The organism is Arthrobacter sp. JUb115, assembly GCF_004365035.1.
Classification (GTDB): Bacteria; Actinomycetota; Actinomycetes; order Actinomycetales; family Micrococcaceae; genus Glutamicibacter.
Genome location: NZ_SOBS01000003.1, coordinates 318,607 through 342,718, shown reverse-complemented (window position 1 = coordinate 342,718; position 24,112 = coordinate 318,607). Strand labels below are relative to the sequence as shown.

The following is a 24,112-nucleotide window of genomic DNA, read 5'->3' as shown; positions in this document are numbered from 1 at the left end:
TGACGGTCACTCACTAGCGGGTGGTTCCCGCGCACCGAGAGGTATTGCCTAGTTTTCATTCTACGTGGGGCCGTGTGTGCAGGTAGCCTTGCGCACTGTGCTTCTGGACAAGTCCCCAGTAAAGATCCGGTGAATAACGAAAAGGCGTCAACGCTCGTCTTTGCCGAGTATTCGTCGCTGCGCTCCCATAGACTCGGGTGCATCACCATGCCGCCCTTCTCGAGAAAGCCACCCGTGCGCAAACTTCTAACTTGCTTGCCCCTGATTGCCATCGCAGTAGTGCCACTGGCAGCTTGCACTTCATCCGGATCGGAGGAGCCCCTGCCTTCTGAGCCTGCAGCCGCTTTCGCTCCTGAAAAGCCGGAACCAGCAGAACTGCCAGCACCGGCAGAAAAGCCGGCCCCGAAAGCAAGCAAGGATTACTCGGATGAAGAACTGCAAGAGTGGGCCAACGAAAAGATGCAGCAATGGATGGACGACATCAGCAAGGGCTGGGAGGACGTTGTCATGGACATCGACGAGCCCAAGGACTTCCTGAAGTGGTACCCAACTGATCCGCACGGGCACATGCTTCCCTTCGAAGCCCCGGAATACGGTGAATTGCTCATTACCCTTGAACCATATGATTGGGAAGTCGACGCCCACTCCGATTTGGCATATGTAGGCAGCAATACGATGCTTCGAGTCGGCGAACGGGACAAGGACCTGCGCTCGGTCACCGTGGTAACCCAGGACGGTGAATTCGAGTACGTGGCAACTCGTGAAGAATGGCCATCCGCCGAGGGCTGATAACGCCCCCTGCGCCACAGCCCCGCATGGATGCATTGCCTGCGGCTTTGTTCCCCTTTGGCTCCCGGCATGCAAAAGATCCTGGCGGAATCCGCTCTGGAGCGTGGATTCCGCCAGGATCTTTTCAATGCGTCTTAGCGCGAACGGTAGTTCGGTGCCTCAACGGTCATCATGATGTCGTGCGGGTGCGATTCCTTCAGGCCTGCTGCGGTGATGCGGACGAACTTGCCGCGTGCCTTCAGCTCGGGAACGGTGCGTCCGCCCACGTAGAACATGGTCTGGCGCAGGCCGCCCACGAGCTGGTGGGTGACAGCCGACAGCGGGCCGCGGTAAGGGACCTGGCCTTCGATGCCTTCAGGGATCAGCTTCTCGTTCGATGGCGCGTCAGCCTGGAAGTAGCGGTCCTTGGAGTACGAGGTGTTCTTGCCACGGGTTTCCATTGCGCCCAGCGAGCCCATGCCGCGGTAGGCCTTGAACTGCTTGCCGCCCATGAAGACCAGATCGCCTGGGGACTCAGCGGTACCTGCCAGCAGGGAGCCGAGCATGACCGAGTCGGCGCCGGCCACCAGGGCCTTGCCGATATCGCCCGAGTGCTGCAGGCCGCCGTCAGCGATCAATGGAACGCCAGCTGGAATAGCTGCCTTGGCTGCTTCGTAGATAGCGGTAACCTGGGGAACGCCCACGCCGGCAACGATGCGGGTGGTGCAGATGGAGCCCGGGCCAACGCCGACCTTGATGGCGTCAGCGCCAGCATCGATCAGTGCCTTGGCACCGTCATAGGTGGCTGCCTGGCCGCCGATGATATCCACGTGCGCAGCCGCTGGATCCTTCTTCAGGCGTGCAATCATCTCCAGCACGCCCTGCGAGTGGCCATTGGCGGTGTCGACAACCAGTGCGTCAACGCCGGCGTCGATCAGGGTCATGGCACGCTCGTAGCCTTCGCCGAAGAATCCAACAGCAGCTGCAACACGCAGACGGCCTTCGTCGTCCTTGGTCGCCAGAGGATACTGCTCGGCCTTGTCGAAGTCCTTGACGGTGATCAAGCCGGTGAGCTTGCCGTCGTTATCGATGAGTGGAAGCTTCTCGATGCGGTTCTTGGACAGGAGCTCGATTACCTTCTCTGGAGCTACACCGTCATGAGCGGTCACCAGCGGCATGCCGGTCATCACTTCGTAGACCTTGGTGGTCATGTAGCGTTCGCGAGGAACAAAGCGGGTGTCGCGGTTGGTGATGATGCCCAACAGCTTGCGGTTCTCATCTACCACTGGCAGACCGGAGACGCGGTACTGAGCGCACAGCTCATCCCATTCAGCCAAGGTGGCACCCGGGTGCACAGTGACTGGGTCGGTGATCATGCCCGACTCGCTGCGCTTAACCTGGTCAACCTGCTTGGCCTGGGACTCAATGGAAAGGTTGCGGTGGATCACGCCGATACCGCCCTGGCGTGCCAGCGCGATTGCCATGGGTGCTTCGGTCACCGTGTCCATTGCAGCGGAGCTGATGGGCACCTGGATGTTGATGCGCTTGGTGAAGCGGGTGGTGGTGTCCGCCTCCGAAGGAATCACATCCGTCGGGCCAGGCAACAGCAGAACGTCGTCGTAGGTGAGTCCTTCAAAGGCAAAGGGGTTGAACTCAGTCACGGGGGAACCTTTCGGGGCGACAGCGGAGGTTGATTAAATGGTAGAGCTCTTTTGGCGTTCCGGTTATTCCTTCGTGGCGCACTGTGTTCAACCTCATGCCCCATCCCGCATCAGGGGTGATTTATTCCCAGTTTGTTGCTTCCTTGAAAGAAGAAGCGAACTGGCGCTTGGCACTGAGCACGAAGGTCTTGGACAGGTGCGAATCATCCAGGTACGTCAAGACGTTGCCAATGACAGCTTTGCAGACCCCCTCGGGGCAGAGCAACCCCGTCATGTCCAGGGAAACAACCTGGTCGCCATAATCATTGGAATCCAGGAATTGCTCCACTGGATTCACGCTGTTCAAGACGTAGCCGGCCGAACCATCGCAGTTGGCAGGAAGTCCCTTGTTCGAATCCACGCATTCCGGAATGGAGTAGGTATAGCGCGGGGTATCGCGCATCGCGATGACCCGGCTTCCGGCATCGAGCAGCGGCTGGATCATCTCGGCGTAGTTGTCCACCAGGATCTCCTGCTCCCCCGGGCTGCGAAGCATGTCATCAGGGTCCGCTACGGTCTTGCTGGCCGTGGTCAGCACCATCTGCGGAGCCAGGTCCGCTACATATTCCTGCGCCGCGTCCTGGAAGCCGGAGCAGGCTTCTTCCACGCGGTCCGCATCGGAGCCGTAGCGGCAACCCGGTTCGTACACCAGGATCCAGCTGCCGCCAGCTTCCTCGATCATTGCCGAAGCCGCCGCGGACCAGTGCTGTATGTGCGAATCGCCCAGCAGTACCAGGTCCGGCGCTCCCCCGTCGAAAGTGCCGCCCTGCTCGCAGAAGTGGATGCGCTCGTCATCTGGAGCGTTCGCCCCTTCGCAGACATCGCCGGGAGTCTGCCATTCGCTATCCAGTTCGGTCGCCAGCGGCAGGGTCAAAGCCGCAGGTGACGGATCCCAGTCATCTTCGGCGTTGGCCCCGGGGTTGTCGGTGGCGGTCTGCGCCGCGGCCATGGCCCTGCGGTGCTCGACGTTGTTCTCCCAGGCCATCACCGGAAGGCTGGCTACGCCAAGCCCCACAGCGACCACGGCAAACTGGGCAATGAGCTTGAACCCGGTTTGCGGAATCAGGCGCGAGAAGCTGGCACTGGCTTGCCAGGCGATGGCCGGTTTCTCGACGAACTTGGTGGTGGCCCATGAAGCGAGGATCGAGGCAAGAATCAAGACACTGCCGGCAGCGAAGGAGGCCTTCTCGTTCCCGGAGACCTCAAGGTAGAAGACCAGCAACGGCCAGTGCCACAGGTACATGCCGTAGGACAGGTCGCCCAGCTTTACCAGCGGGGGCAAGGAAAGCAGGCCCGACGGGTTGGCCCAGCTGCGCGGTGCCGGAGCCGAGATCACCAAGGCGGCGGCGACCGTGGGCACCAAAGCCATGAAGCCCGGGAACTGCCCCTGCACATCCAGTACGGCGCCACTGCCTATGACGGTGGCCAGGCCGGCCCAGCCTCCGATGCGGCGGATCTTCTCGGGCAGGCTGGAGAGCCACGGCAATGCCAAGGCGAGCAGCGAACCGAGGGCGAATTCCCATAGGCGCGCGCCCGTGTGGAAGTAGGCCACCTGCTGGTTGGTGGCGGTGATGTGAATGGAATACGCGAGCGAGCCGAGGAAGATGGCTCCGAAGGCGCCGCCTGCTACGGCGGCGAAGCTGTGCCGGGAGAAGAGCTTCTTCCAGAGCAGTGCGCTGCCGGCAAGAACCAGCGGCCAGATGATGAAGATCTGTCCCTGGACAGACAGGGACCAGAAGTGCTGCAGCGGCGAGGCGGCGGCTGTGTTGAAGGCGTAGTAGTCCACCTGGTGATCCGAGAGGTACCAGTTCTGCCAGTAGAACAGCGCGGCATTGGACTGGTCGATCAGCTCCAGCCAGCGCGTACTAGGCAGGATGATCCATGCCGCGATGACCACGCCAATGATGACTACCGCCGCTTGCGGTATCAGGCGCGAGAATCGATGCAGCCAGCCGTCGAGCAGAGGCGGGCGCTGCCCGCGGGCGATGCGCCGTGCGGTGGAAGAAGTGAGGAAGAAGGCGGAGAGCATCAAGAAGATGTCCACACCGCCGGAGACCCGGGAGAACCAGATGTGATAGCACATCACCAGCAGGACTGCGAGGGCGCGAAGTCCCTGCAAATCAACTCGGAAACCGGCACGCTGGGTGCTTGTCCGAGACTGATCCAAGGTATGGCTCACTGGCTGCGCTTTCTTCGGGGACAGGTAATTGTCCTCGGCGTTTTCTACTTGATTCACGTCAGACAACCAACCATCTTATCAATTCGCCATGGCCACACCGTGCGAGTTGACGCTGCTGCCGCTGTAAAGCAGCGTATATAGATTGACCGTATTGGCCTGACCTGCTCAGGATTAGCTGTCGAAATTCGAGAACTGGCGCAAAGTTCCACGGCGGTTTGCCGCCCAGCCATCGTCGGCACGGCGGCAAATTGTTGCTTGGCCAGGTGAGCGAAGTCAATCCGCGCATTCTGAAACAACAGCTTTCTTGATTAGACTCATGAATAACTCTGATCAGTTCTAGCCGAGGGGCTCCCGGGTGACGTCTTCAACTCCTATGCCAGGACGACGCGAACGCAACAAGCAGGCGAAGCTTGAACGGATCATCTCCGCGGCCAGCGAACTCTTCGCGGCACACGGTGTCGATGAGGTCACCACGCAGCAGATCGCCGACGCGGCGGATATCGGAACCGGAACCCTTTTCCTCTACGCCAAGTCCAAATCCGAGCTGCTGCTCATGGTGCAGAACCACCGCTACGAACGCTCCTTGGAGCAAGGCATCGAGGCCTCTAAATCAGCAAAGACCGCGCTGGAGGCAACCATGGCCCTTTTGGTACCGATCATCGACTGCAATCGGAAGCATGTCGACAACGGGCGCTTTTATCTGCGCGAAATGGTTTTTGGCGATTCGGCGGAACCGCATCATGCCGAAGCCCTGCGCATAGCGGCGTTGACCGAACAGGCGATTGCCGAGCTCCTGGGCACGCATAGGAATCTGGAGGCGCCGGAGGCAGCCACGATTGCGCGGGCCATCACTTCCATCCAGTTCCTGGCGATGGCTACTGCTGCGGACCCGGCACTGGCCACAGCTGAAGTCGCCCGGGGCATCCGCGCTCAGATTGCTGCATTCCTCCCCCACTGACGAGCAAAGCGCGCCCACCGCCCAGGCGAACGCGCTCGCTTTACTTCTGCTGCATGGTGATGACGGTCTTGCCGCGCCGGCCACCAGCCTCCATCGATTCAAGGGCCTCTGCAGTTTGCGCAAAACCGAAGACCTGGCCCACCACGGGCGTCAGGACCCCGGAGTCCACCAGTTCGGCAATGCCTCGCAGCTGCTGGCCGCTGGGCTTCATGAAGAGGAACTCGTACCCGACACCCAGCTTCTTGGCCTTCTTGAGAACTGACCGGCTTAGCGCGCGGACCGCCAAGCCCATCACCGGATTCAGCCCTGCTTCCTTGGCGAATGCCGGAGTCGGCGGACCCGAGATGCCGATGACCTTCCCTCCAGGGCGCAGAACTCCCAGCGACTTGGCAAGCGTTTCGCCGCCCAGGCTGTCAAGCACCAGGTCATAGCCCGAGATACTTACCTGGAAATCCTCGGTCTTGTAGTCGATGACTTCATCGGCTCCGAGATCCTGCAAGAATTCGGCGTTCGTCGCCGACGCTGTTGTCGCGACGTAAGCGCCCAGGTGCTTGGCCAGCTGGATGGCGATGGTTCCGACGCCGCCAGCGCCAGCGTGGATGAGTACTCGCTGCCCCGGCTGCAGATTTCCCCGCTCAACTAGTGCCTGCCACGCAGTCAGTGCAACCAGGGGCAGCGAGGCCGCTTGCACCAGGTCGATGGAGACAGGTGCCTTCGCAATATCCATTTCATTCACGGCCATGCGCTGGGCGAAAGCTCCGATCCGATGATCTCGAGGGCGGGCAAAAATCTGGTCCCCTACCGTAAAGCCGCGGACTCCTGAGCCGAGCCCGATCACGGTCCCTGCGACGTCGTGGCCGAGAACCAGCGGCATCTTGTAGGGCAGGATTGCCTTGAATTCGCCTGCGCGGATCTTCTCGTCAAGCTGGTTGACGCCAGCGGCCGCAATCTCGATGAGTACCTCCCGCTCCCCCAACTCAGGTTCAGCGACCTCGGCCTGCACCAGGGCACCCTTGTAGTTTTCGAGAACGAACGCGTGCATGGAAGATCTCCTGTACGGATATGAAATGGGCATCAATCTTTGACTGAGTTCAATTATGAGCGCACTCATTTATCGTGTCAATGAGCTGGGTCACCCCGGGTGGATCGTTTTCTGAGAACAAAAAGCCGCCGCTGGATCCAGGAGATAAATCCTGGATCCAACGGCGGCTTTCGCTCACGAAGCAATGCTTCGGTGACGGGCTAAACCCTAGTGGCCGTGCGCCTCTTCAGCTTCTTCAGCCTTCTCTGCCACCAAGGTCTCGGTGGTCAGAACCAAGGCCGCGATCGATGCTGCGTTGCGCAGTGCCGAGCGGGTTACCTTGACTGGGTCGATGACGCCTGCGTGCAGCAGGTTCTCGTAGACACCGGTCTTGGCGTTGAAGCCTTCGTTGGCTGGGGACTCCGCCACCTTGGAAGCAACTACCGCACCGTCGAAGCCGGCGTTGGTAGCGATCCAGAAGAGCGGCTGCACCAGCGCGCGGCGGACAATCGCAACGCCTGCTGCTACGTCGCCTTCGGTGGCTGCGATGCGGGCATCGGTATCCAGCGAAGCCAGCGCGTCGACCAGGGCGGTACCGCCGCCGGCAACGATGCCCTCTTCCAGGGCAGCACGGGTGGAGGACACAGCATCCTCGATGCGGTGCTTGCGTTCCTTCAGCTCGACCTCGGTGGAAGCGCCCACCTTGATCACGCCGATGCCGCCGGACAGCTTGGCCAGGCGCTCGGACAGCTTCTCGCGGTCCCACTCCGAATCGGTGCGGTTCAGCTCAGCCTTCAGCTGGGCTACGCGCTCTGCGACATCTTCCTCGGTGCCAGCGCCATCAACGATGGTGGTGGAATCCTTGGTGATGGTCACGCGGCGTGCCGAGCCGAGTACCTCGGTGCCAACCTGGTCCAGGGACAGGCCCAGTTCCGGGGAGACAACCTGGGCACCGGTGAGGATAGCCAGATCCTGCATCATTGCCTTGCGGCGGTCGCCGAAGCCTGGAGCCTTGACGGCTACCACGTTCAGCAGGCCGCGCAGCTTGTTGACCACCAGGGTGGAAAGGGCTTCGCCCTCGACATCCTCGGCGATGATCAGCAGCGGCTTCTTCGCTTCCAGGACCTTTTCCAGCAGTGGCAGGAATTCTGCCACGGTGGAGATCTTGGCTGGGTTGATCAGGATCAGTGCGTCTTCCAGGACAACTTCCTGGCGCTCCTGGTCGGTGATGAACTGTGGCGAGAGGTAGCCCTTGTCGAACTGCATGCCTTCGGTCAGGACCAGCTCGGTAGCGGTAGTCGAGGACTCCTCGATGGTGATCACGCCATCGGTGCCCACGGTCTTGAAGGCCTTGGCCAGCAATTCGCCGATTTCATCCGACTGCGCGGAGATCGCGGCTACGTTAGCAACCTTGTCCTCTACGGCAACGGCGTTAGCGGCCAATGCGTCCGAAACGATCTCCACAGCCAGTTCAATGCCCTTGCGGACATCGCCCGGAGCGGCGCCTGCGGCGACGTTCTTCAGGCCTTCCTTGACCAGGGCCTGAGCGAGCACGGTGGCGGTGGTGGTGCCGTCGCCTGCTACGTCATTGGTCTTGGTGGCTACTTCCTTGGCCAGCTGCGCGCCAAGGTTCTCGTATGGATCTTCCAGATCGATCTCACGCGCAATGGTGACACCGTCATTGGTGATGGTCGGGGCGCCCCAGGTCTTGGCAAGCACCACATTGCGGCCGAGTGGGCCGAGGGTGACCTTCACCGTGTTTGCGAGCTTATCAATGCCCGCTTCGAGGGCGCGTCGCGCTTCCTCGTTGAATGCTAGCTGCTTAGCCATGCATTTTCTCCTGAAACTTTAGAGAGGTTGGCGTTACTTTACGACGACTGCCAGTACGTCGCGAGCCGAGAGCACCAGGTACTCTTCGTTGCCGACCTTGACCTCGGTTCCGCCGTACTTCGAGTACAGGACTACGTCGCCTTCTGCAACGTCCAGGGGAATGCGGTTGCCGTTGTCATCGATGCGGCCTGGGCCTACGGCGACTACGGCGCCTTCCTGTGGTTTTTCCTTAGCGGAGTCTGGGATGACCAGGCCCGAAGCGGTGGTGGTTACGGCTTCGACCTGCTTGATGACAATGCGGTCTTCGAGCGGCTTGATGGAGACAGACATGGTCTCTCCTTTTCGTGTATGAACCAATGGTTGTAGGGGTGCGCCCTATGGCATTGGACCAACCGTCGTCGCGGTGCCAGTTGGTGGTATCCAGTCAGGCGGTGTGTAACGCTGCAAGCTGCAGATGCAACTTCCATCGTGACACCCACACATGACTTTAGGACGAGCTTTAGCACTCGGTCAAGGCGAGTGCTAATCATTGCCCTACTTCTTCACACCGGTTCGCGCAGAGCGCACAGCCGCGGACTCTTCGATATCCTCCGGAGCGTCCAGATCCATCTCGGTGAGCTTGACCATCTTGGACTTGGTCACCATGCGGTGCACCAGCCACAGTCCGAGGAACAGCGGCAGCCCGATATAGGCCGAGAGCACTTCCAGCCCGTGGCCGGCCAGCACCGCTTGGTAGTTCTGACCGACGATCACGGCAATCAGCATCAGGAAGGCCACGATGGGTCCTAGCGGGAAGAGCGGGGCCAAGTAGGGCAGGTCCTTCACGCTGTAGCCCTGGGCGAGATAACCGCGGCGGAAGCGGTAGTGGGATACGGCAATACCCACCCAGACGATGAACCCGCACAGCCCCGAGACATTCAGCAGCCAGGTATAGGCCGCACCCTGGCCCACCAGGGCGGTGAGGAACCCGAAGAGGCCTACCGCAGCGGTGGCCAGCAGAGCCATGATCGGCACGCCGCTGGAGTTGGTGCGCCCGAAGATCTTCGGAGCCTTGCCATCGTGGGCCATGGAGTAGAGCATGCGGGTTGAGGCGTAGAGCCCCGAGTTGCCAGCCGAGAGGATGGCGGTGAGAATGACCGCGTTCATGGCAGCAGCGGCAAAAGCGATGCCGGCCCGCTCGAAGACCAGGGTGAAGGGCGAGGAAGCCACGTCGGCTTCGCCGCTGGCCAGCAGGCTCGGGTCGGTGAACGGAATCAGGCAGCCGATGATGAAGATGGCACCGATGTAGAAGAGCATGATGCGCCAGAACACCCGGCGGATGGCCTTGGGCACTTCGCGGCGCGGATCCTTGGCTTCGCCTGCGGCGACACCCACCAGCTCGGTGCCCTGGAAGGAGAATCCGGCAATCATGAAGACCGAGACGATGGACAGCCAGCCGCCATGGAAGACATCCTTGCCTTCGCGCCAGTTGGCCAGCGGATCGGTGTGCGCGCCGAGCACCCCGAAGATCATCAGCACGCCGGCGGCCAGGAAGGCGATGACGGTGACCACCTTGATCATGGCCAGCCAGAACTCGCCTTCGCCGAAGGCCTTGGCGGACAAAGCATTCAAGGCGGTCAAGGCCACCAGGAAAGAGCCGGCCCAGACCCAACCGGGGACATCAGGCAACCAGAAGCTCATCACGATGCCAGCGGCCACCAGTTCCGCTGCAACAGTGATGGCCCAGTTGAACCAGTAGTTCCAGCCGATGGCGAAGCCGAAGGAGGGGGAAACGAAGCGGGTAGCGAAGGTCTGGAAGGATCCGGCCACCGGGATCTTCGCGGTCATCTCGCCCAGGGACTGCATGAGCAGGTACACCATGAGACCCACCGCGGCGTAGGCCAGCAGCGCGCCGCCGGGACCCGCCTGGGCAATAGTGCCGCCGGAGGCCACGAACAGCCCGGTGCCGATGGAACCGCCAATGGCGATCATCTGCAGGTGGCGGCTGCTCATGCCGCGCTTGAGCTGGTTCTGCACCAGGGGTGCGGGATCCACGGCCTTTGGACCGGTTGTCGACGTCACTGTCGTTCGCTGCATAGGTTTCATCACAGGTGCCATACAACACCAGTTCCACAGGGGAATGCGACGTGGATCACTTCAGGTCTTGCGGAGGACATGCAGCCGCTCGCAGCAAGCGGGGCGACTTGGTCCAGCGAACCGCTTCCTAGTGGCGGAGAACTGTAAAACAGCGATAGGGCTACTCGTTAGCCAGATGATCCAATTAGCAACAAGCATTACTCTCTCTAACGAAATCAATGCCTATGAGATAGCGATACTTAGTCTTTTCGTTTCAGGGCTTCACATCTCCCGGCTTCGAACTGCTCTTGGCGCAACTGCTGGGCGGCCGGATCCCGGAGCTTGGCGAAGCCCGCTTGGCGATTCTGTGAATTCTGAATGTGACGCGTTTTTGTCACATAGATCACTGGCCCTGCGGGCTGGGCACACCGAGAGGGCCAGTCTGTTCCAAGACGCATCAACGATAGTCTTGGATCATGGCCCAGGCTTCAAATGACTCTACGCTCAATGAACAATTCGCCGCCCTGCTTTCGGAAGACGGCTGGAAGCTGCTTTCCACCATCGACCCGTCCATGGTGGCCACCAAGGATGCTGCTTGGTCGCTGAATGAGAAGCTGCGCAAGGAAGGCCACGACGCCCAGGTGGTTCGCGCCGTCATGGCGCAGGCCGAGCTGCGTTTCCGGGCGAGGGTGAAATTCGGCCCCTTTGCAGACTCGTTGATCTTGACCCCGGCCGGACTGGAGCAGGCCACGCGCCTGACCATCGCCGGGCTGCATGCCCGCCGCTACACCAATGCCGGTTCCACCCACGTCGCAGACCTCGGATGCGGCATCGGCACCGACTCCATTGCGCTGGCCAGCGCTGGCCTGCAGGTCACCGCAGTAGAGCTGGATGAAACCACCGCGGCAGCCACAACCTTGAACCTGATGCCCTTCGACAATGCCACCGTGATCCACGGCAGCGCCGAGGACACCGATCTGACCGGGATTGACGGCGTCTGGCTGGATCCAGCCCGGCGTACCGACGTGAAGGGAAGCACCCGCCGACTCTTCGACCCCGAGGCGTTTTCCCCGCCCCTGTCTTTCGTGGAGAAGCTGGTGGACTCCGGGCTGGACGTCGGAGTGAAACTCGGTCCGGGCCTGCCCCATGAAGCGATTCCGGCGAACGCCGAGGCTGTCTGGATTTCGGACCACGGCTCGGTCATCGAGGCCTGCCTCTGGTTCGGCAAGCTCAAGCGCAAGGACATCGCCCGTGCCGCGCTGGTCATCGACAAGGACGGCGCCCACGAGTTGGCCAGTGCAGCTGCCGCGGCAAATGATCAGCCAGCCCCGGTAGGCGAATTGGAAGCGCACATCTACGAACCCGATGGCGCAGTGATCCGTTCCCACCTGATCTCGACCTTGCTGGAGCGCACTGGCGGCCACCTGCTCGATGAGCACATCGCCTACTTCACCCATAACCAGCAGATTTCCACGCCGTTTGCCCGCGGATACAAAGTCATGGCAGTGCATGACTACAACGTGAAGAAGCTGCGCAGCTGGGTGAAATCCAACGGCATCGGCACATTGGATATCAAGAAGCGCGGAGTCGACGTCACGCCCGAAGAATTGCGCCGCATTTTGCTGGCAGGCTCCCCCAAGAGCGCCAAGAACAAGGCAACGCTGATCCTGGCTCGCCTCGGCGACAAACGCGTAGCTTTCGAGGTCATCCCGCACTAGTCTGGGGTGACGCAGGTCCCACCGGAGCATTGTCCCGGCAGGAGCGGCGCAATACATACAATGAGTATGGAGAAACATCGAGGAATCGGTGGACGCTCCATCCACTTTGTTCGGCTCCGGAGCATTCCGTCCGAGACGTCATCAATAGGAGCGCCGTGCAGAAAATCGAGTTCGCCCACTCTTCCCAATCCACTATCGGTGTCGAATGGGAAATCGCCTTGGTCAATCGCGAAAGTGCGGACTTGTGCTCGGTTGCCGAGAGTATCCTTGACCAGCTCAAGGATGAGGCCGGTCTTGACCGCGAAGATGAGCATCCGACAGTGAAGCCGGAATTGTTGATGAATACCGTGGAGGTGGTCACCGGTGTCCATACCAACGTGGCAGACGCGGCTGAGGAACTGCGCACCAACGTGCGCATGCTCAACGAGGTCGCCGGAAACCACGGCGTGGACCTGTATTCCGCGGGCTCCCATCCTTTTGCCGCGCCGACCTTGCAGCCGGTGACGGACAAGGACCGCTATGCCAAGCTGATTGACCGCACCCAGTGGTGGGGCCGCCAGATGGTGATCTACGGCGTGCACGTGCACGTGGGCTTGGACGATCGCGAAAAAGCGCTTCCAATCACTGACGGTTTGATCAACTACCAGCCGCATTTCCAAGCACTCAGCGCCTCCTCCCCGTACTGGGGCGGGGAAGACACCGGCTACGCTTCGCAGCGTTCGCTGATGTTCCAGCAGCTGCCAGCTGCCGGGATCCCCTTCCACTTCGATTCATGGTCCGAATACGAATCCCACGTTGCAGACATGCTGCATACCGGGGTTATTGATGATGTCTCCGAGATCCGCTGGGATGTGCGTCCGGTACCTCGTTTGGGCACCGTGGAAATGCGCATCTGCGATGGCGTGAGCTCTCTGGATGACATTGCCGCTTTTACCGCACTGACCCAGTGCCTGGTGCACGACATGTCGCTATCCATCGAAGCCGGCTACAAGATTCCTGTTATGCCGGCCTGGTTCCGAGTGGAGAACAAGTGGCGCGCCGCCCGCTACGGGCTGGATGCCATCATCATCCTCAACGCCCAAGGCGACGAGATGCTGGTGACCGACCACCTGCGCTCAGAGGTCAAGCGCCTGGCACCGATTGCCGAGCAGCTGGGATGCGCCGAGGAACTGCAGGGCATAATCCGTTTGATCGAACGCGGGGCGGAATACCAGTTGCAGCGCAATACCTTTGCGGCTTCGGGCGGGGACTTCAAGGCAGTGGTGCAGGAAAACGTCCGGCGCATGAAGGCTGTTTAGTCCGGGCAGCGCCCTCGAAGTCAGGAATTAAGGCATCCAGCTCATGCAGTAATCAAGATTCTTGATAACAGTTCGAGCTGCTGCTTCGGGATCGCCTGCTTCGATTGCGTCTACCAGTGATTCGTGGCCCTCGTGCAGGCAGCCATCGAATCCGTCGGAAAGCCTCTGGACCATCTTGGTTCCGTGGAAAACATCCCCGAAGCTCTCATAGATCTCATGCATCAGCGGAACACGGGAAGCCCGCGCCACTTCCAGATGGAATTTCCAGTCGGCTTTCGCCCACGCAGGATAATCCCGGTTTCCCCATGCTTCGCTTCGCTGGCCCAGCAACGCGCGCAACTGTTCGACTACTTTTGCATCAGCGGCTTTGGCAGCGAGCCGGGCCGACTGGGTATCCAGGGCGAATCGCACCTGGAGCACGTCCTGGTCGGAGTGGTCTCGGTACACCCGTTGGGCGGTGCCGCTGATCTCGCTGGTCGCGCGCACGTAGGTGCCATCTCCACGGCGGACCTCGAAGATCCCCGTGCTGGCCAGCGCCTTGATGGCTTCGCGCAAGGTCCCGCGGGAGACGCCCATTTCCGCCATCAGCTCGGGTTCAGCCGGAACGCGGTCCCCCACCTTCCAGCGGCCCTTCGCTACGGCGCTCTGCAGCTTCGCCACAACCTCTTCGGACAAGGGCGGACGCAATGGGGTCTTGCTCATGGCCGCTCCGCTTCAGCCGAGCCGTCCACTTCGATCAACGGATGCGAATCGGCTTCGGTACGCAGGCCGCCCAGCTTGTAGCAGAACAGAAGCTGCACCACAGCGAAGGCGAGGATGATCACCAAGCCAACCGTCCAAGATCCCAATGCGCCCTGCATGAGCCCCAGGGCGAAGGGTCCAATGGCTGCAATCAGGTAGCCGACAGATTGGGCCACCGTGGACATTGCTGTCGTTTCTTCTGCGCTGCCGCCACTGCGGCTGAGCATGAGCATCACCAGCGGGAACACCCCGAAGCCCAGGCCAATGAAGACCGAGCTGATCAAGGACAGTTCTACCGGCAAGAGCAGCAGAGCGATAAAACCGAGTACCGAGCAGCTGGTAGTCAGCACGAAGGCACTGCGCAGCAGGGCCGGCTTCGAAGCCATCCAGAGCATGATCATGACTGCCGGGATGCTGACTCCCTGCACGATGCCCAGCATCAAGCCGGCATCAACTGGCTCCAGCCCGCGCGAAATGAGGATATGCGGCAACCAGCTGACCACGGTATAGACCAGCAGCGACTGGATGCCGAAAACAGTGGTGAACAGCAAGCCCTTGCGCGTGGCCAGTAGCGGCCATGGAGAAACATGCGTGCCCTTCTGAACAGCGGAACGCTTCCCGGAGATGGACAGCGGCACAAAGACCAGCAAAGCCAGGCCGGCGGGAATCGCCCACAAAGCCAATGCCGTCGTCGGCGAACCCGCCTTCACCGCCAGCGGGACGCTGATTGCGGAGGCCAGCGTCGCGCCGATGGACATGGTGGTCGTGTAGGCCGCGGTCATCGACGCGGCGCGGTTCCCGTGGTGCTCTCGAATAAATGAGGGCATGGCCACATTGCAGATGGCCAAGCCGCACATGCCTACCACGGTGCCGGCCAGCAAGGCCCAAGTTGAATCGACAATGCGCAAGGCCAGCCCAGCGGTGAGCAGCAGCAAGGACAGGGCGATGCCCAGTTCCAGTCCGGTCCTGCCGATCACCAAGCTCGTTGCCGCGCCAGCCACGGCAAAGCACAAAACTGGGATCGTCGGCAGCAGCGAAGCGATGAACGTGCCGTACCCCATCATCTCCTGCAGGTCATGGAAGAGCGGAGATGCCGAGGCAATACCCATGCGCAGGTTCAGCCCGACGAGGATCACCGCCGCAACTGCCAGTGCGCTTGCCCGCCAGGGATGCTTGGCGGCTTTGCTGGCAGGAGGCGGGGCCGCGGATTCTGATGCGTTGTCGATCACGTTTAAACATTAGACGTTTGATGTTTCACGCGGCGAATCCTGTGATCCAGCGCACCAGAACCTCGCGGCGTGCCCGCTTCTGTCCGCCAAGTACTGCTGCTCGGGGCCGAACTCCGGCTACGTCGTGCACTTGGCAAGCACCGCAGGATGGCCCGCGACCCGATTTACCCCAAGCCACCCTCGGGCTTCCTGGATCCTGGCAGCAGCCAGCCTCCTATGCGAAGCCCAGCTCGCGCGCCGTGAGATTCTTGTATGACGCTTTCCCGCCGGAGACAAAGAGCTTGATCCCGGCATCAGTGGACAGCGGGAACACGCGATGAGAGTGGACGAGCCGCCCGTCGCCGAAGAACACCTCGACGCTAGAGCGATCCACCAGGATGCGCACGTCGAGTTTCCCGCTCGGTACCTCCAATGGGCTCTTGGATTCGCCCTTATCCCCCGGATGGAAGCCCGGCTTGCGATTCACATAGGCGAACCCGCCGGCCAAATAGAGCCCGGTTGCCACATGGCGCGTTCCGGATACGGCCCGGCACAGCTCGAAACCGATGTTTTCCGGCGGGTTGGCCGGGTCCCACTGCAATTCGCACTGCAGCACATAAGCACTGCTGGAGAACGGGAGAATCTTCTCCCCCGAAACCACAGGGCTGCCGAACTTGGTGGTTGCACGGGCTAGCCTGTCCAGCTGCGCCACCGGAACAGAAGCGAGGTAATTGCCATTCGGTCCGGCAACCATCCGCACCTCGCGCACAATCATGTCGTCTCCGTTGTAGCCATCGGTGGCCATGCTCGGAGCATTATGCGGATAATCCCAGAAGTTGTTCCAGCCAATGGCGCGGCGCATTCCGGGATTTTCGCTGCCATCGGCGTGGTGGTCCGGATAGGTCACCGCGCCGTAGAAGTCGAAGCCCCAATCCAGCCATTGCGGCTCGGCTTGCGAAGCAGTGAAGGCCTTTCCGTCGAAGTCGCCAATCCAGTAGGCGTAGGTAGCGGGCAAATCGCGGGGCTTGCCGTTAGCGCTGGTTCCCAGCACCCAATGCCTGGAGCCATCCGAAGCCTGGATCTGGAAGAGATCTGGGCATTCAAGAATGCCCAGAGTGGTGCGCACGAATTCGCTGGTTCTCGTCCACTGCTTCAGATCCGCCGAAGCATAGATTCCGATGCGGTCTCCCTCGGCATTGAGCAGGACCCACTGAGAGCTCTGCTCATGCCAGATCACCTTCGGGTCGCGGAAGGCATCGGTGCCCGGGTTGGCCAGAACCGGTTCGGTCCCTCCGGGTTTGAAGCTGCGTCCCTTGTCGGTGGAGTACCAGAGGTACTGGGCCTGCACGCCATTGGGGGCTTGGGTGACCAAAGCAATCAACGTGCCCTTCCCGTATCCTGCGGTGTTTTGCTGGTCGATGACAATTGATCCGGACCAGCAGTCCCCGTTGGGGCTCTCATGCTTGCTGATAGCTACGCCGCGGTCAGTGAAATTGACGTGGTCAGTGGTACTCGCCATGCGCCAGCTGGTCCCAATGCCGCCGAGAATGTAGTCCTCGTTGTAGAGGTAGTAGTACAGGTATTCGCCATCAAGATACACCGGACGCTGCGGGTCGTTCTTCCAATTGTCGGGGACGCTGAAGTGGTAGCTGGGACGGTAGCTCATGGCCGGGGAAACGCCCTTCTTGGTCTTGGAGCTGCCTGCGGGAGCGGCATGGGCTGCATCTGGGCCAACCCCGGCCAGCCCCAAAGCGGTGGCTGCAGCCAGGGTTTTGACAACATTTCTCCGGGAGGCGCTGCCGTAGGCGGCATTCATATCCAGATTCAATTCATTTCGCTTTCGCCGGCCAGCACCCAGTGCTGGCGTGATTCATCGATCATGTGCTTTTTCAGGGTGGTGCTGGCCGACCAGCGGTGGATCTGTTCACGCAGGGCCGCGCGCTTCGACGCATCCTGGCTGCTGTCGCGGTCCGGGTCGGGTACCGCGCCCACCAGCAGCCGGGTGTATGGATGCCGGGGATTGTCCAGCAGCTGCACGGACTCGCCCGACTCGACTATTCGCCCCTCGTTAAGTACCGCGATCCGGTCCGAGAGATAGCGGGCGGATGCCAAGTCGTGGGTGACATAGAGGATGCAGATCCCATGCTCATCGCGCAGCTTGTGCAGCAGATTCAGCACGCCGATCCGCACCGAGACATCCAGCATGGAGGTCGGCTCATCGGCCAGGATGACTTTCGGCTTGGCTGCCAGCACGCGGGCGATTGCAATGCGCTGGCGCTGTCCGCCGGAGAGCTCGTGCGGGAATGAGGACAACACATCCGGGCTCAGCCCGACGGTGGACACCAGCTTGGCCATTTCTGCGCGCTTGGACTTGATGCTTGGCTGGTGCAGCGCCAAGGCGCGTTCCAGGATGTGCTCCACTCGGAAGGCCGGGTTCAACGAACCGAAAGGGTCTTGGAACACCATTTGCACTTCGCTGCGGTAGTTCCGGGCCGCTGATCCCTTGAGCCCGGATATGTCCTTTCCATTGACCAGCATTTCCCCGGAATCCGGTGCCTCAAGCAATGCCAAGCAGCGGGCCAACGTCGATTTACCGGAACCTGATTCGCCCACCAGCGCCACGATTTCACCGCGGTGCAGATCCAGGTCGATACCCCTCAGGGCCGGAACCTTCGTGCGACGGAACAGTGCGGTGCTGGTGAAAGATTTGCTCAGCGAACGGATACGCACCACTGGCACCATAGAGGCATGCTTGGCAGCTGTCGAGGTCATGGCAGTTCTCCTTGAGTGAGGACCGGGGCTTGGGTCGGGGCGACCCAATGGCCTTCGCCTACCTGCCTAAGGTCCTTGATGTTGGTGAATCTGGTGCCTTCGGCCAAGCCGGTGAGCTTGACTTTCGGTCCGTGCAGGGGCGGGAACGCCCCGAGCAGCGCCTGCGTATAGGGGTGCTTCGAACCATGGCGCAACGACGGCGCCGGTGCCAGCTCCACGATGCGCCCTCCGTACATGATGCCAATGCGATCGGAGAGCTCAAGCATCAGCGACATGTCATGGGTGATGAACAGGATGGCGAATCCGAGTTCGCTTTGCAGTTCCCTGATCTGCTCCAGGATTTCTTGCTGAACCACTACGTCCAGCGCCGTGGTGGGCTCATCCAGGATCAGCAACCGCGGGTTCAGCGCACAGGCCATGGCAATGACAATGCGCTGGCGCTGTCCGCCTGAAAGCTGGTGCGGATAGGCCCGCAATCGCGCCGGATCGATGCGCACCATGGTGAGCAGCTCTTCGGCGCGCTGCACCGCGGCAGCACGGGTGCCGCCACGGTGCGTGCGGATCACGTCGACAAACTGCTCGCCAATTCGGGTGACCGGGTTCAATGAGTTCATCGCCGACTGGAATACCATGGCGACGTTGTTCCAGCGCCAGGCGCGCAGTTCCGCTTCGTCCATGCCCAGCACATCTTGGCCTTCAAAGAGGATCTTGCCGTGGGTGATCCGCGCAGGATCTTTCAGCAAGCGCATGATCGAGTTGGCAATGGTGGACTTGCCGCAGCCGGACTCCCCCGCCAAACCGAAGATTTCACCGGAGTGGATGGCGAAGCTGACCCGGTCAGCGCCGCGCACAGCTCTCTCGTCGCTGACGTACTCGACGGTCAGGTCCTGGACTTCCAATACCGGGACGCTCATTTTTCTTCCTTTCGCACCACGGTAGTCGCCGCGGTGCTTTTCGTTGCATGCTTCGGGCGGCGCAGGCGCGGATTGGTGATTTCATCCACCGCGTAGTTGCACAGGGCCAAGGCGAAGGCGACCAAGGCGATGGCCAGGCCCGATGGCACGAAAATCCACCATTGGCCCAGCATCAGCGATCCGTCGCTGGTCGCCCAGAACAGGTTGGTACCCCAGGAGATGGTGTTCACGTCGCCCAAGCCCAGGAATTCAAGCCCAGCCTGTGCGCCGATGGAGCCGATGATGCAGCCAAGCAGCGTGGTCATGACGACCGAGGCCATATTGGGGAGCATTTCGCGGACCATGATGCGCAGCGGGCGCTCGCCCGATACCAAAGCCGCGGCAACATAGTCTTTTCCGCGGATGGACATGGCCTGGGAACGCATGACGCGTGCGCTGCCTGCCCATCCGGTAATCATCAGCACCACGATCACCGTGCCAAGACCAGGCGGCATGAATGCCGCCAGGATCACCAGCAACGGCAGGCCGGGCACCAGCAGGAAGACGTTGGTAACCAGGGAGAGCACCTCGTCCAGGCCGCGGCCGAAGTAGGCCCCGCTCAACCCGACCAGCACGCCGACAATGGTGGAGAGGATGCCGGCGGCGAAGCCGACGAAGAGCGACGAGCGGGCACCCCACAGGGTCAGCCCCAAAACGTCTTGGCCCTTGCTGGTGGTACCCAGCCAATGCTCCATGCTTGGTGCGCTGGCACCGGCCGAGGTAATCCGCGACGGATCCCCGGGGAAGAGCGCCGGGGCAAGCAAGGCCAGGATGATAAAGGCAAGCAGGATGCTGAGCCCAGCCACGGCCTTGCCGTTGCGGAGCAAAGTCCGCAGCAACCGGGTAGCACTGACTCTGGCACGCGCGGAGCCGCTTTCCTCCGCTGGTTGCGAGGCAGCCAGAGTCTGTGGATCTGTAGCATTCTGGGTCATGGCGATCAGCCTTTCCGCACGCGAGGGTCGAGTCGGACGTAGACAAGGTCTACGAGGAAGTTGGCTATCAGCACCGCGGCAGTAATGGTCAGGAACATGCCCTGCATCAGCGGGTAGTCAAGGCCTTGGACAGCGCCGAGCAGCTGGTAGCCGACGCCTGGGTAGGCGAATACCACTTCGGTCAGCAGTGCGCCGCCGACGATGAAGCCGATGCTCATGCCCATGCTGGTGACCGATGGCAGCATCGCGTTGCGTGCCGCGTAGTTCAGCATGATGCGGTGCGGTCGCAGCCCCTTGGCCTCGGCCATCAAAATATAGTCTTCGGAGTTGGTGGCAATCATGGTGTTGCGCATGCCCAGCATCCAGCCGCCCAGGGAAACCAGCACGATGGTCAGCGCGGGCAGGACCAGGTGCGCTGCAACGTCCAGGATGAATTCGAGATTGAATCCGGGAACCAGGCCTACGGAGAAGGCATGGCGCATCGGGGCGACGCCCATGTTGATGCCGAAGATGTACAAGGCCCCCATGGCTAGCCAGAAATACGGGAAAGAACCGATGAACACCAGCAGCGGTGGAGCAACCGAGTCCAAGAAGCCGCCACGGCGCCAGGCGGCAAGGATGCCCAGGAGGTTTCCGAGGATCACGGCGAAAATCAATGAAGTCAGTCCCAGCAGCAAGGTCCACGGCAGCTGCGAGGCGATGACCTCGGAGACTGGAGTGGGGAAACGGGAAATCGACATCCCAAAGTCGCCGGTCAAGACACGGCTAAGATAGCCAAAGTATTCGGGGATGATGGGGCCGCCGTCCACTCCCATCAGGGTTCGAAGTGCTTCGACTTGTTGTGGCTCAAGCCGTTGCTGCGAGCGGGACAGCATGCGGGTGACGGGATCGCCTGGCATCAGCCGCGGTAGAAGGAAATTCAGGGTGATTGACGCCCAGAAGGCTAGGAGATAAAAGCCCAAGCGCCGTAGGAGGAAACTCATGTTGTGTGTCCTTGGCTAAGGATCGCAACGCAGCGGGCGGACGGTATCCGCCCGCTGCGAAGGGAAAATGTTGCTAGTTCGCTGGTTCCAGGCTGGTGAGCACCAGAACGGTGGTCGGGGCCCGGTTGCTCAACGTGGCATACGGGTTATCTTCGGTTGGCCAACCCACGAAGTTCTCAGTGGTGTAGGCACCCCATTCCGGGCCGGCGAATAGCGGTACTACCGGTGCCAGTTCGCTGTAGCGAGCCTGCAGGTCGTTAACGATCTGCTTCTGTTCTCCCTCATCGCCGGCAGCCACGAACTTGTTCAACAGCTCATCTGCTTTTTTATCGCTGAACCGGTGGTAGTTGTCAAAGGTCTGCTTGCCCACGGGCTTGACGTTCTGGCTGCCCATGAGGTTGAGGTAGTACTGGTAAGGAGTCGGAGCGTTAGCGGTCCAAACGATTCCGGTGTCGAATTCACCGGTTTCGTAGCTTGCGGTCACCGCGGCCCAATCCGGCGAATCAACAGTGGCCTTGATGCCCACGTCCTGGAGGTTTTGGGCGATGATATTCGCTACCGAAAGCCAATCCGAGGAGGTTGAACCCACGGAGATATCGAAGGTGAATGGCTTGCCAGCGGCGGTGGTGCGCTGCCCCTGTGCATTCTCCTTGAAGCCTGCTTCATCAAGAAGCTTCTTTGCGCCTTCCACATCCCGCGTGGTCCAGTCGCACTGTTCGACGACCGCAGTGTCGCGCCACTTGTCATAGTTGCCGGACAGTCCGGTGCAGTCCGCTGGTTTGGCGTAGTCGGACATGCCGACCTTGACAACCTGTTCGCGGTCTACGGCCATGCTCAACGCCTTGCGTACGCGAACATCCGAGAATTCTTTCTTGGTAGTGTTCAGCTGCCAGTTGATTTCGGCGCCAGTGGTCGGGAACCAGAAATGACGGTGCTCCGGATCCTTGTCCACGTAGGTCGATTGGATATCCGGCATGTAGGTTTGCGTCCAGTCAACATCGCCGGAGATGGCGGCGAGGTTGGCTCCGTCGTTGCCGGCGAAAGCGAGCATGCGGATGCCGCCGATATTCTGCTTCTCGGGTTGCCAATAGTATGGGTTCTTGCCCAATTCGAAGGACTGCGCCTGGAAATTGGCTACTTCGGTGTATGGTCCGGTGCCTACCGGTTTCGGGTTCTCTTCATTTCCGGGCTTGTCGAACTTGGACCAGATGTGGGCCGGGACAATCACCTGCTGGCCCAGTTCGTAGAGGGCCGGGGTGAATGCCTGCTTGAAGTGGAACTCGATGGTCGAGTCATCGAGAGTCTTGATGGACTTCAGGTAGTCATAGCCGCCGAGCAGTTCCTTTTGCAGTTCAACTGAGAGCTTGACGTCCTTGGACGTCAGCGGGGTGCCATCGGAGAATCTAACGCCCGGACGCAGATTGAAGGCCAGCGACTTTCCGTCTTTGCCTGCACTCCACTCCGTGGCCAGCCAAGGCACGGTGTCGCCGCCTGCCGGGTTGTAGACCAGCATGGATTCGTAAATGGACTGCCCGGTCATTGGCGCAGCATTGGGCGAGAAGGGGTTGAAGTTTTTTGAGAAGGTTCCCATGTCCTCGCGCGGAATGGTCAGGAACGCGGCGTTGGCTGATCCGTCGCCCCCTTCAGTTCCGCCTGGATTCGATGCGACGCATCCGCTCAAGGCGAGGGTGCCGGCCACAGCGGTCGCGGCCACGGCAAGGTGCGCGCGACGTAAGTATTTGATTATCATTGAAGTTCCTCATCCATTCATGTGATGTGTAGCGGAGGGGAAGTTCATCTGCGGCCGTGCATGGCCACAGACGAACGAATGCGTGGGGGGCAGCCGATGGTAATTTGGCGATTCTCGATCGGCGAGCCCTCTACCATTTGATTCAATAGGGACACCCCCGCCATGCCCAGTTCTTCGAAGGGCAAGGCAATGGTTGTCAGCTTTGGCCGCATATGCGGTGCCAGAATTTCCTGATCATCGAATCCGACGATTGAAATGTCTTTTCCCACCTGCAATCCGCGTTCCTTGATTGCGTCATAGGCGCCCATGGCGATCCGGTCATTTCCGCAAAAAATTGCGGTAGGCGGATCCAGTTGGCTTAGCAGCGTTTGCGTACCGTGGTACCCGCTGTCGGCAGTTCCATCACCAGGCACGATCCGGGAATCATCGAATTCAATTCCGTGATCGCGCAGGGCCTGCTTCATACCGGCTTGGCGTCCGATTTGCGCAGGAATTCCTGTTTTGAGAGTGATGTGCCCGATGCTGGTGTGCCCGGCCTTGGCCAGGATTTCAGCGGCAGCGTATCCGCCGCCGAATTCATCCGGAACAATTGATGGCAATTGGCCTCCGGCGTCGAAGCAGTTGACCAGTACGCAGGGAACTGATTTTGCATTTTCCGGCACCGTGATTTGGCGGTGCCAGGAAGTCGCGATGATCAATCCGCCAACCTGCTGTTCAAGCAGCTTCTCAACGGCGAGGTTGTCCATGCCTGGATCATCGTCGCTGGGTGCGATAAGGAGGAAGTTGCCGTCTTTCCATGCTGCCTGCTGCGCTCCCTTGATCACGTCAGTGGCAAAGGGCGAGGTGGCAATTTCGGTCACCAGCCCGAACCAGGAGCTGCGTTTGCTGGCCAAGGTTCGTGCGGCTGCGTTGGGGCGGTAGCCCAGTTCGCGCGCCGTTTGGTTGATTCGTTCTCTTGTGGTTTCGGGGATGCTTGATTCCATCCGGCCGTTGAGTACGAATGAGACGGTTGTTCGGCTCACCCCGGCTGCTTTGGCAACGTCGGCCATGGTCACTGACTGCTGAGACATGCCCCTCCTCCCCTTCGAGATCAGTGCGTTTCGCGTCGTGCCAACGGTTTGCTAACACGATTCAGTAACGCGCGTTACTACGCTGTGAAATAAGGTAACCTACATCACTTACGGCTGTCAAGGAAGAAGTTTTGCGGCAGTGAAAATCATTGACAGGATCGATTCCTGACCGTCAA

The 24,112-nt window shown here is 60.7% G+C and carries 19 protein-coding genes; 4 read left to right on the top strand and 15 right to left on the bottom strand.

What is annotated here, in order from left to right; all coding sequences use genetic code 11:
- Positions 1 to 234: 234 nt before the first annotated feature.
- Positions 235 to 789, top strand: a complete 555-nt coding sequence (locus tag EDF61_RS07150; protein ID WP_133833650.1) for a hypothetical protein — start codon at positions 235 to 237, stop codon at positions 787 to 789.
- 134 nt (positions 790 to 923) lie between these two features.
- Here the strand turns inward: EDF61_RS07150 and guaB are convergent, their stop codons facing one another.
- Complete coding sequence (gene guaB, locus EDF61_RS07145; RefSeq protein WP_105657608.1) at positions 924 to 2,429, bottom strand: IMP dehydrogenase; 1,506 nt, start codon at positions 2,427 to 2,429, stop codon at positions 924 to 926.
- Between the two features lie 121 nt (positions 2,430 to 2,550).
- Positions 2,551 to 4,704, bottom strand: a complete 2,154-nt coding sequence (locus tag EDF61_RS07140) for an acyltransferase family protein (protein ID WP_133833649.1) — start codon at positions 4,702 to 4,704, stop codon at positions 2,551 to 2,553.
- Positions 4,705 to 5,002: 298 nt separating this feature from the next.
- Between EDF61_RS07140 and EDF61_RS07135 the strand changes: the two genes are divergently transcribed.
- On the top strand, positions 5,003 to 5,605 hold the full coding sequence (locus EDF61_RS07135; protein ID WP_286172141.1) for a TetR/AcrR family transcriptional regulator: 603 nt from the start codon (positions 5,003 to 5,005) through the stop codon (positions 5,603 to 5,605).
- Between the two features lie 40 nt (positions 5,606 to 5,645).
- Here EDF61_RS07135 and EDF61_RS07130 read toward each other — a convergent pair whose 3' ends face one another.
- From EDF61_RS07130 to EDF61_RS07115, 4 genes are all read right to left on the bottom strand, one after another.
- Positions 5,646 to 6,647: an NADP-dependent oxidoreductase gene (locus EDF61_RS07130; RefSeq protein WP_133833648.1), complete on the bottom strand. Its 1,002-nt coding sequence runs from the start codon at positions 6,645 to 6,647 to the stop codon at positions 5,646 to 5,648.
- A 207-nt stretch (positions 6,648 to 6,854) separates the two neighbouring features.
- Positions 6,855 to 8,456: a chaperonin GroEL gene (groL, locus tag EDF61_RS07125; RefSeq protein ID WP_105657612.1), complete on the bottom strand. Its 1,602-nt coding sequence runs from the start codon at positions 8,454 to 8,456 to the stop codon at positions 6,855 to 6,857.
- 33 nt (positions 8,457 to 8,489) lie between these two features.
- Positions 8,490 to 8,786, bottom strand: coding sequence for a co-chaperone GroES (gene groES / locus EDF61_RS07120; protein WP_133833647.1), 297 nt, complete (start codon positions 8,784 to 8,786; stop codon positions 8,490 to 8,492).
- Positions 8,787 to 8,990: 204 nt separating this feature from the next.
- Entirely contained in the window at positions 8,991 to 10,532 is a 1,542-nt protein-coding gene (locus tag EDF61_RS07115) for an amino acid permease (RefSeq protein ID WP_388022673.1), read from the bottom strand.
- 455 nt (positions 10,533 to 10,987) lie between these two features.
- Here EDF61_RS07115 and EDF61_RS07110 point away from each other — a divergent pair, with 455 nt between their 5' ends.
- The gene (locus tag EDF61_RS07110) at positions 10,988 to 12,229 is read left to right on the top strand and encodes a class I SAM-dependent methyltransferase (RefSeq protein ID WP_133833646.1); all 1,242 of its coding nucleotides are present in this window, start codon (positions 10,988 to 10,990) and stop codon (positions 12,227 to 12,229) included.
- 155 nt (positions 12,230 to 12,384) lie between these two features.
- Complete coding sequence (locus EDF61_RS07105) at positions 12,385 to 13,527, top strand: glutamate--cysteine ligase (RefSeq protein WP_105657616.1); 1,143 nt, start codon at positions 12,385 to 12,387, stop codon at positions 13,525 to 13,527.
- Between the two features lie 27 nt (positions 13,528 to 13,554).
- On the opposite strand, the gene EDF61_RS07100 is transcribed toward EDF61_RS07105, so the two are convergent.
- The 9 genes from EDF61_RS07100 to EDF61_RS07060 all read right to left on the bottom strand — a co-directional run bounded on the left by EDF61_RS07100 (position 13,555) and on the right by EDF61_RS07060 (position 23,936).
- Positions 13,555 to 14,229 carry a FadR/GntR family transcriptional regulator gene (locus EDF61_RS07100; RefSeq protein ID WP_133833645.1) on the bottom strand — a complete coding sequence of 225 codons (675 nt, stop codon included), beginning with the start codon at positions 14,227 to 14,229 and terminating at the stop codon, positions 13,555 to 13,557.
- Positions 14,226 to 15,497 carry an MFS transporter gene (locus tag EDF61_RS07095; protein WP_105657618.1) on the bottom strand — a complete coding sequence of 424 codons (1,272 nt, stop codon included), beginning with the start codon at positions 15,495 to 15,497 and terminating at the stop codon, positions 14,226 to 14,228. The genes EDF61_RS07100 and EDF61_RS07095 overlap by 4 nt, the downstream gene beginning before the upstream one ends.
- A gap of 214 nt (positions 15,498 to 15,711) precedes the next feature.
- Positions 15,712 to 17,292 (bottom strand): glycoside hydrolase family 32 protein, encoded by a 1,581-nt coding sequence (locus tag EDF61_RS07090; protein WP_181148848.1) that lies wholly within the window; start codon positions 17,290 to 17,292, stop codon positions 15,712 to 15,714.
- An 8-nt stretch (positions 17,293 to 17,300) separates the two neighbouring features.
- Positions 17,301 to 18,248 carry an ABC transporter ATP-binding protein gene (locus EDF61_RS07085; RefSeq protein WP_105657619.1) on the bottom strand — a complete coding sequence of 316 codons (948 nt, stop codon included), beginning with the start codon at positions 18,246 to 18,248 and terminating at the stop codon, positions 17,301 to 17,303.
- On the bottom strand, positions 18,245 to 19,162 hold the full coding sequence (locus EDF61_RS07080) for an ABC transporter ATP-binding protein (RefSeq protein ID WP_105657620.1): 918 nt from the start codon (positions 19,160 to 19,162) through the stop codon (positions 18,245 to 18,247). The genes EDF61_RS07085 and EDF61_RS07080 overlap by 4 nt, the downstream gene beginning before the upstream one ends.
- Positions 19,159 to 20,133, bottom strand: coding sequence for an ABC transporter permease (locus tag EDF61_RS07075; RefSeq protein ID WP_105657621.1), 975 nt, complete (start codon positions 20,131 to 20,133; stop codon positions 19,159 to 19,161). The genes EDF61_RS07080 and EDF61_RS07075 overlap by 4 nt, the downstream gene beginning before the upstream one ends.
- A 5-nt stretch (positions 20,134 to 20,138) precedes the next feature.
- Entirely contained in the window at positions 20,139 to 21,116 is a 978-nt protein-coding gene (locus EDF61_RS07070) for an ABC transporter permease (RefSeq protein ID WP_105657622.1), read from the bottom strand.
- Positions 21,117 to 21,189: 73 nt separating this feature from the next.
- Positions 21,190 to 22,866, bottom strand: coding sequence for an ABC transporter substrate-binding protein (locus EDF61_RS07065; protein WP_105657623.1), 1,677 nt, complete (start codon positions 22,864 to 22,866; stop codon positions 21,190 to 21,192).
- A gap of 44 nt (positions 22,867 to 22,910) precedes the next feature.
- On the bottom strand, positions 22,911 to 23,936 hold the full coding sequence (locus EDF61_RS07060) for a LacI family DNA-binding transcriptional regulator (RefSeq protein ID WP_105657624.1): 1,026 nt from the start codon (positions 23,934 to 23,936) through the stop codon (positions 22,911 to 22,913).
- Positions 23,937 to 24,112: the final 176 nt, after the last annotated feature.